We start from the raw sequence: 3,662 nt of genomic DNA on the forward strand, positions 1-3,662 counted from the left end.
CCCTAACCACTCCAAAAGCCTGATTTTCGAGTTGTTATCCGGGAGGCCAGCGCCCCGCTCAAGCCGAGCCAGCGTCGAAAAACTTATCCCGACCTGAGCCGACAGGGCGCGGATGCTCAAACTGAGCCGATTACGCTTCTCGATGACGGCTTTGATCAGCTTCTCTTCAAAATTGCTCATGCTTACCTGTGCTATCGCCACACCTTGACACACGCGGCTGATTGCGTCAGCCTGTGGAGGTGACACAGATTCGCACACTGTCGCTTAAATGTGAAGCCGTCAGTGATGCGCGTCCGTTGCGCCCAAATGGAAGGTGCCATAACTATCGGGAAAAGGGAGCGCGATGCCTAGCGACTTCAATATCTACAAGAAGAGTGATGGGCGTGTAATCGTCATAATTCACTCGGCTTGCGCGATTAGTATAGAGACCATTCTCGCACTACTGATGGAGGCTGGTGTCGATAAGGAGAAAGTGACTTTCCTGCGCCCCGACGAGGTCGGTGACTGTGTCGGTATCGGCATGGCCGATCTCCCGGTGGTAATCCCAGTTGATCAAGAGAACTGCGAGTCATCGGAACTCGATATTGCAGGTCGGCTGTGTGGGCAGGCCGGTGGACGCGTCATCGTCTTATTCGGTGAAGCCTTTCCTTACACCGGACTCCACCCGATTGCCGATAAATATGGAAACCAATGTGGCTGGTCAGCAGACGAACTTACCGCCCTTTTGCAGAAACCAGAGTTTGCACCACCCCGCGACAGCAGCAGTGCGCCAGTGACTCGCCCCCATCCCTCTCAGGTCAAATGTTAGGCTCGGACTATGGTTACTCGTACCTATCGCCTTGACCATGATCTTGGCTTCGCTCCCAATCCATTTTTCGATTGGTGCAGTCTCGCTTGCTGTATGGGACCAATTCGTAGATATGCAAAACTTGGCGATGTCATCATCGGCATTGCTGGATCTGCGAAGGATGGGCTTCGTCGTTATCATCCGCAGCTCATTTATTGGATGCGAGTCGATGAAGCCCTGACCTTCGACGAATATTGGAGCGATAAGAGATTTGCCCGAAAGCGGCCTCAAATACCCGGGCCGAAAATGCAAATGGTCGGCGATCGTACCTACCGAAACGAACCAGGCTGTTCCGGATGGTCTTTCGACACATCGATGCATTATATATCTGGGGCTCCGCAGAATAATGGCGGACATGTTGCAACGGACACGAAGGTTAATCGCGTTTTGGTGACCCAGAGTTACACGTATTGGGGAAAATGCGGCCCTCGAGTTCCGGCACATCTTCTTCCTCTCTTTCCCGTGGGCCGAGGCCATAAGTGTCCAAAGGATGTCACACTTCTTGGGGAACTGTACGCCCTCATCGACTTAAGTCGACCACTCGGTTTGGTCGGTGACCCAGCGGACTGGGACAATCCGCGATACTTCAAAGCCTAGGTGGTGTCATGAATGTGAGGGAACTTTATGCGTTTGTCGCGCGAACTGACGAGTCAAGCACGAAACCGAGGTCACAACGAGAGCGGATCGCGACGCTTGGGTTGGTGGGTGAGATAGGGTCAGTGCTGGCGGCCCTTAAAAAGGATATGCTGGCCTCACCGGAACGCAATGTGGCAGAGCGAGTTTTGGTTCGGGGCGAACTGCGGGAGCAGATTGGCGATGCCATCTGGTACGCAATCATGCTTGCACAATGCCTTGAGGACCCGCGCGCACAGGACATTTTCGGCGCGGATATCGATACGCTCCATAAGCAACTCACCGGGAGTAGGCGCGACGACCGGCGGGTACAGGAAGAGCTTGGCAAAAGGAAATGTAAAAAATTCTTGAAGGTCGCTGGACCTTATCGTGGTCTTTCCGATCCTCCGGTCGATCACTATCAGGAAATCGCCTTCATCACTCGACGGACTGAGGGGCATGAGCTTCGTAATGTTTGCGCCGCAGTTCTTCAGCAGCTGGCCGCTCAGCTTAGCCGTGATTTCCTACCCAATATAGAAATGGGCCTTAATCATGAGGTGCGGCCCAAAGATCCAGTCGATGCGTTGGGTGCAATTGTATGGCATCTTTCAGCACTTGCAAGTATTTATAGTTTGACTCTGGCAGACATACTGAGGCTTACACAAGAAAAGGCAAGTTTTCGTAACCCGAGTAATACTCGCTGTCCGAGACATGACAGCGAAAACCCAAACGCCAATGAAAAATTTCCGGACTATTTTGAGGTCCATTTCGTTGATTGGGGTGATCAACGGTCAAACATGTTTTGGGTCAATGCGGAAGGAATCGTCAAACAACTTGGCGATCCACTTACAGACAATGATCACGAGGGTGATGGTTATCGTTTCCATGACGTAATTCATGTGGCCTTCGCTGTCCATTTAGGTTGGTCGCCCAACCTACGCGCGTTTATGGGTCGCAAGCGCCGATCATTGCCGGAGATTGATCGAGTGGAAGATGGTGGGCGCGCTAAAATTCTTGAAGAGGCGGTTATCCTCGAAATCCACCAGCGAGCCGAGGAGTTTGAAGACTATTTCCATAAGGCCAATGAAAAGACCCAGGGCTCGCCCTACAACCTCCAGGGAGCTTTGAATTTCGAGTTTCTACGGCGTCTTCATGAGCTATGCATCGGTCACGAGGTCTATAAAAATCCAAAGCAAGATTGGGAGAATGCTATTCGCGATGGCTATGATTTCTACCACAGACTACGTGACGAGAATGGTGGTATCGTTGCCGTCGATATGGTCAATAGGGCGCTCACCTTCCGGTCTCTAGGAGGAGATAACCAGCTGGACTATCGGGCTTGGTTGGCGTCGTCGGTCCCAGTAACGGCTCGCACCTCATAAGAGCTGCATTTGGACGCCCGATATCGCACGCTCTGCTGTCGGTAAGGGTTCCATTTCAGGTAAGCGAACCTCTAGCTTCCACTTTGGCGGAAAATATGGCGGCTTAGTCGCTTCAAATATTTTTGCACGGTACTGCTGTTTAATTCGTGTGCGCCCTAACACGCCTGCGACTTCTGGATGCGCGAGTCGAGCATATTTGGAGATTTCACAGAATAAATTCTGGCAGTCGATCGGCTGCAGCCGACGGCCGAAGAGCCCCCTGAAATCAAGGCCAAGGCGCGCGAACTCTTCGTCCTGCCGGTCGGTCATTGCGTGTATAACCGCTGTTGCGTCAAGCCTGTCACCGTTCTGAAAGCACTTTGAGATGCCATCGAGAGCACCAGGCCCGGCTACCACAAAGTCGGACTCATCAAAATTGATTAGCGTCGAATAATTGAGATCGATTACATACTGAAATGCCAGAAATGGACCCAGACCGGGGTAGGCTAGGATCATCTGATAAGCTGCGGCAAGGGACGGCGCGCGCGCCAAACGGCCTGGCAGCCCATCGTCGATCATGCGGGCAAGCAAGGCTAGATGATTGGCATGCTTACGCTTATGTCCAAAATTTGGGGACGGCATGATGTAAGCTGCGGAATATATCCGTGATCCGAGAGATATTTCCCGGTCGAGGATGCTGGATATCCGATTCAGGTCACACGACTGCCAGCTGAGGGGCCCGAGCTCGCGCTCAAGGGAATACCAAGTTTCTATCCGGTTGAATATCTTGAATAACAGTGTGCGAAAGAAAATTTCTGTCGGCGCTTGCGACCGATCCTCTC

5 protein-coding genes are annotated in these 3,662 nt (G+C 52.4%); 3 read left to right on the forward strand and 2 right to left on the reverse strand.

Features of this window, described 5'->3' with window-relative positions; genetic code table 11:
* The coding region (locus tag Q0072_RS12075; protein ID WP_298330388.1) for a helix-turn-helix transcriptional regulator at nt 1-180 on the reverse strand (180 nt) is incomplete at its 3' end.
* 163 nt (nt 181-343) lie between these two features.
* On the opposite strand from Q0072_RS12075, the gene Q0072_RS12080 reads away from it, so the two are divergent.
* The 3 genes from Q0072_RS12080 (at nt 344) to Q0072_RS12085 (ending at nt 2,841) form a co-directional block, all read left to right on the forward strand.
* Entirely contained in the window at nt 344-808 is a 465-nt protein-coding gene (locus Q0072_RS12080; RefSeq protein WP_298330391.1) for a hypothetical protein, read from the forward strand.
* A 9-nt stretch (nt 809-817) separates the two neighbouring features.
* Nucleotides 818-1,444: a hypothetical protein gene (locus Q0072_RS21930; protein WP_366941804.1), complete on the forward strand. Its 627-nt coding sequence runs from the start codon at nt 818-820 to the stop codon at nt 1,442-1,444.
* A 122-nt stretch (nt 1,445-1,566) separates the two neighbouring features.
* Nucleotides 1,567-2,841: a hypothetical protein gene (locus tag Q0072_RS12085; RefSeq protein ID WP_298330394.1), complete on the forward strand. Its 1,275-nt coding sequence runs from the start codon at nt 1,567-1,569 to the stop codon at nt 2,839-2,841.
* Here the strand turns inward: Q0072_RS12085 and Q0072_RS12090 are convergent.
* Nucleotides 2,836-3,662: nucleotide kinase domain-containing protein (locus Q0072_RS12090; protein ID WP_298330397.1), on the reverse strand; the 827-nt coding region annotated here is incomplete at its 5' end. The two genes, Q0072_RS12085 and Q0072_RS12090, sit on opposite strands and share 6 nt — an antisense overlap.

It is taken from the genome of Asticcacaulis sp. (assembly GCF_027484505.1).
Taxonomy (GTDB): domain Bacteria; phylum Pseudomonadota; class Alphaproteobacteria; order Caulobacterales; family Caulobacteraceae; genus Asticcacaulis.

Coding starts and splice junctions, on each gene's coding strand:
- Q0072_RS21930 (WP_366941804.1), top strand. CDS start 818: ATGGTTACTCGTACCTATCGCCTTGACCATGATCTTGGCTTCGCTCCC.
- Q0072_RS12080 (WP_298330391.1), top strand. CDS start 344: ATGCCTAGCGACTTCAATATCTACAAGAAGAGTGATGGGCGTGTAATC.